This is a genomic window from Streptomyces sp. SM1, from assembly GCF_002910825.1.
Classification (GTDB): domain Bacteria; phylum Actinomycetota; class Actinomycetes; order Streptomycetales; family Streptomycetaceae; genus Streptomyces; species Streptomyces okerensis.
Genome location: NZ_NEUB01000339.1, coordinates 1 through 3984 on the forward strand (window position 1 = coordinate 1; position 3984 = coordinate 3984).

Genomic DNA, 3984 nt, shown 5'->3' on the forward strand with positions numbered 1-3984 from the left:
CCCCCCGCGCCGGCGGAACCCCCCGGCGCCCCCGCCACAGCGATCTGCACGCCCTGGTCCGCGAGTGCCTGGAGCTCGGTCGCCGCACGGTCGTCGTGCGCGGGCGGCTCGTCCGTCACCAGCCGTGTGATCAGGTCCGTCGGCACGGTCTGGAACATCGTGTCCATACCGAGCTTCGTGTGGTCCGCGAGGACCACCACCTCCGCCGCGGCCTGCACCAGCGCCCGGTCGACGGACGCCGACAGCATGTTGGACGTGGACAGCCCGCGCTCGGCGGTCAGACCGCTTCCGGAGAGGAAGGCCCTGGAGACCCGCAGGCCCTGCAGGGACTGTTCGGCCCCGCTGCCGACGAGGGCGTAGTTCGAACCGCGGAGCGTGCCGCCGGTCATCACGACCTCCACCCGGTTGGCATGGGCCAACGCCTGGGCGACCAGCAGCGAGTTGGTGACGACCGTGAGGCCGGGCACCCGGGCGAGCCGGCGGGCCAGCTCCTGCGTGGTGGTACCCGCGCCGACCACGATGGCCTCGCCCTCTTCCACGAGGTTCGCGGCGAGGTCGGCGATGGCGGTCTTCTCGGCGGTCGCGAGATGGGATTTCTGCGGGAAACCGGACTCTCGCGTGAAACCGCCCGGAAGTACCGCACCGCCGTGCCGGCGGTCGAGGAGTCCTTCTGCCTCCAGCGCGCGCACGTCCCGCCGTACGGTCACTTCTGAGGTCTGGACGACGCGGGCGAGCTCACGGAGCGACACGGCCCCGTTCGCTCGCACCATTTCGAGGATCAATTGGCGACGTTCTGCAGCGAACACGAAACTGACAGTAACGCCGACGACCGTCTGCTTTCAGCAGTTTGCGCTGAATAGCAGAAGTTGTTCGCACGGTCCCACACCAAGTGGTATAGGAGACCCGTGCGTCAGCGGCGACTCCCCGTGACCGGCGGGGTGCGGCTTCCGGCCGTCAGGCCTCCGCGCCCGCCTTCCGCGTGTGCAACTGCCGTGCCACCTCGGCGATCGACCCCGACAGCGAGGGGTACACGGTGAAGGCCTTCGCGATCTGTTCGACGGTCAGATTGTTGTCGACCGCGATCGAGATGGGGTGGATGAGTTCCGAGGCGCGCGGCGCCACGACGACACCGCCCACCACGATGCCGGTACCCGGACGGCAGAAGATCTTGACGAAGCCGTCGCGGATGCCCTGCATCTTGGCGCGCGGGTTGCGCAGCAGCGGCAGCTTGACCACGCGGGCGTCGATCTTGCCGCCGTCGACATCGGCCTGGGAGTAGCCGACGGTGGCGATCTCCGGGTCGGTGAAGACGTTCGACGAGACCGTCTTGAGGTTCAGCGGGGCGACCGCGTCGCCCAGGAAGTGGTACATGGCGATGCGGCCCTGCATCGCCGCCACCGAGGCCAGCGCGAAGACACCCGTCACGTCACCGGCGGCGTACACGCCGGGGGCGGTGGTCCGCGAGACCTTGTCGGTCCAGATGTGGCCCGAGTCCCGCAGCCTGACCCCGGCCTCCTCCAGGCCCATACCCTCGGAGTTCGGAATGGCGCCCACGGCCATCAGGCAGTGCGACCCGGTGATGACCCGGCCGTCGGCGAGGGTCACCTCCACCCGGTCCCCGACCCGCTTGGCGGACGCGGCACGGGAGCGCGACATGACGTTCATGCCCCGGCGGCGGAAGACGTCCTCCAGTACGGCGGCCGCGTCCGGGTCCTCGCCCGGCAGCACCCGGTCGCGCGACGACACGAGCGTCACCTTCGACCCGAGGGCCTGGTAGGCACCGGCGAACTCGGCACCCGTGACACCGGAGCCGACCACGATGAGCTCCTCGGGAAGCTCCTCCAGGTCGTACACCTGCGTCCAGTTGAGGATCCGCTCGCCGTCGGGCCGGGCGTCGGGCACCTCGCGCGGATGCCCACCGGTGGCGATGAGCACGGCGTCCGCGGTGAGCGTCTCCTCGCTCCCGTCGGCGGCGCGGACCACGACCTTGCGCGACCCGTCGAGCGCCTGCATGCCCTCCAGCCGGCCGCGCCCGCGCAGCACACGCGCTCCCGCCCGGGTCACGGACGCGGTGATGTCGTGCGACTGGGCCAGGGCCAGCCGCTTCACGCGCCGGTTGACCTTGCCCAGGTCCACGCCCACCACCCGGGCGGCCTGCTCGATGTGCGGGGTGTCGTCGGCGACGATGATGCCCAGCTCCTCGTACGAGGAGTCGAAGGTGGTCATCACCTCGGCCGTGGCGATCAGAGTCTTGGACGGCACGCAGTCGGTCAGCACCGACGCCCCGCCCAGGCCGTCGCAGTCGACGACGGTCACCTCCGCGCCGAGCTGTGCGGCGACCAGCGCCGCTTCGTACCCGCCGGGGCCGCCACCGATGATCACGATCCGAGTCACGTACTCCATTGTCCCGCACACTTCACCGTGCGACCGCCCGGGGGCCGCAGCCGTGGCCCCGCTGTTACCGGAGGGGCTCGCGTTCCGTCTGCCGTACCCTTCCCCATATGTCGCTCTACGCCGCGTACGCCGGCAACCTCGACGCGCGGCTGATGTCCCGCCGCGCCCCGCACTCGCCGCTGCGCGCCACCGGCTGGCTGAACGGGTGGCGGCTGACCTTCGGGGGCGAGCACATGGGCTGGGAGGGTTCCCTGGCCACCCTCGTCGAGGACCCGATCTCCCAGGTCTTCGTCGCGCTCTACGACATCACCCCGATGGACGAGGAGTCGCTGGACCGCTGGGAAGGGGCGGGCGGCCTGGACCTCTACCGCCGCGCCCGGGTCCGCGCCCACACCCTGGACGGCGAGGAGCCGGCCTGGACCTACGTCCTGAACAGTTACGAGGGCGGCCTGCCCTCGGCCCGCTACCTGGGTGAGATCGCCGACGCCGCCGAATCCGCGGGCGCGCCCCACGACTACGTGATGGAGCTGCGCAAACGTCCCTGCTGAGGGCCGTTCGCCGGAAACGACAAGACAACGATCGCCAACCCGGCGCCTTCGGCATCTACGCGCGTAGGCGAATACCGGCTACCCTCAACGGCGTGAACGCTTCTCTTCTTCCGGACGACATCCAGGGCGACCCCTACGCCGCCGCCGACGCCGCCGCCGCGCACCTGCGTGAACTCACAGGCGCCGAGACCCACGACGTCGCGCTCGTGATGGGCTCCGGCTGGGCCCCGGCCGTGGACGCCCTCGGCACGCCCGAGGCCGAGTACCCGGTCACCGAACTGCCCGGCTTCCCGCCGCCGGTGGTCGAGGGCCACGGAGGCAAGATCCGCTCGTACCGCGTCGGCACGAAGCGCGCGCTGGTCTTCCTGGGCCGTACGCACTACTACGAGGGCCGGGGCGTAGCCGCTGTCGCCCACGGCGTCCGCACGGCGGTGGCCGCGGGCGCCAAGACGATCGTCCTGACCAACGGCTGCGGCGGCCTGCGCCAGGGCATGCGCCCCGGCCAGCCGGTCCTGATCAGCGACCACATCAACCTCACGGCCACGTCACCGATCGTCGGCGCGAACTTCGTCGACCTCACCGACCTGTACTCGCCGCGGCTGCGGGCGATGTGCAAGGAGATCGACGCGAGCCTGGAGGAAGGGGTCTACGCGCAGTTCCCCGGGCCGCACTACGAGACTCCGGCGGAGATCCGGATGGCCCGGGTGATCGGGGCGGACCTGGTCGGCATGTCGACGGTCCTCGAGGCGATCGCCGCGCGGGAGGCGGGGGCGGAGGTGCTGGGGATCTCCCTGGTCACCAACCTCGCCGCCGGCATGACGGGCGAGCCCCTCAACCACGAGGAAGTCCTCCAGGCGGGCCGCGACTCCGCTGCGCGGATGGGTTCGCTGCTGACCCAGGTCCTGGGGCGCCTGTAGGGCACGGTGGCGGGTGTCGACGGGGCCCGGCCCTGTCGACACCCGGCCGGGACGGGCCCGCCTGACGGGTACTCCGGCGCCGCGGTGAGCCGCGGGGCCCGGTGCTTCCCTGGCTGCCCGAGGTC

4 protein-coding genes are annotated in these 3984 nt (G+C 71.3%); 2 read left to right on the forward strand and 2 right to left on the reverse strand.

The window, feature by feature from the left end:
• On the reverse strand, positions 1 to 770 hold a 770-nt coding region (locus B9S61_RS08600; RefSeq protein ID WP_258039596.1), incomplete at its 3' end, for a DeoR/GlpR family DNA-binding transcription regulator.
• Positions 771 to 954: 184 nt separating this feature from the next.
• Entirely contained in the window at positions 955 to 2403 is a 1449-nt protein-coding gene (locus B9S61_RS08605) for an NAD(P)H-quinone dehydrogenase (RefSeq protein ID WP_103541716.1), read from the reverse strand.
• Positions 2404 to 2501: 98 nt separating this feature from the next.
• Between B9S61_RS08605 and B9S61_RS08610 the strand changes: the two genes are divergently transcribed.
• On the forward strand, positions 2502 to 2942 hold the full coding sequence (locus tag B9S61_RS08610) for a gamma-glutamylcyclotransferase (protein WP_103541717.1): 441 nt from the start codon (positions 2502 to 2504) through the stop codon (positions 2940 to 2942).
• 92 nt (positions 2943 to 3034) lie between these two features.
• Positions 3035 to 3859, forward strand: coding sequence for a purine-nucleoside phosphorylase (locus B9S61_RS08615; RefSeq protein ID WP_103541718.1), 825 nt, complete (start codon positions 3035 to 3037; stop codon positions 3857 to 3859).
• Positions 3860 to 3984: the final 125 nt, after the last annotated feature.

What these genes read in the sequence shown, in the direction of transcription:
- B9S61_RS08605 (WP_103541716.1), bottom strand. Translation starts at nt 2,403, where the DNA reads ATGGAGTACGTGACTCGGATCGTGATCATCGGTGGCGGCCCCGGCGGG.
- B9S61_RS08610 (WP_103541717.1), top strand. Translation starts at nt 2,502, where the DNA reads ATGTCGCTCTACGCCGCGTACGCCGGCAACCTCGACGCGCGGCTGATG.